The sequence below is a fragment of the Mycobacterium sp. UM_Kg1 genome (assembly GCF_000972925.1).
GTDB lineage: Bacteria > Actinomycetota > Actinomycetes > Mycobacteriales > Mycobacteriaceae > Mycobacterium > Mycobacterium hiberniae.
The window spans coordinates 1-203 of sequence record NZ_JRMK01000412.1; the positions used below are offsets into that span (position 1 = coordinate 1).

Annotated in this window: 1 protein-coding gene; it reads right to left on the reverse strand. The window is 73.9% G+C overall.

What is annotated here, in order from left to right:
• Positions 1 to 203 (reverse strand): beta-ketoacyl synthase N-terminal-like domain-containing protein (locus tag LI92_RS21760; protein ID WP_046322926.1); only part of this gene is annotated, 203 nt, incomplete at both ends.

Genomic DNA, 203 nt, shown 5'->3' on the forward strand with positions numbered 1-203 from the left:
CGCCGCGCACGAATCCGTCGGCGTCGGCGTCGAAAGCGTGGCACGCCCCGGTGGTCGAGAGCGCCCCGCTCTGGTCGAAGCCCCGGAACCCCGCCGGGGACATGAGCAGGTTCCCCCCGCCGGCGATCGCGGTCTCGCTCTCCCCGCTACGCAGACTCCGGCACGCCAGGTGCAGTGCGACCAGCGAGGACGAGCACGCGGTG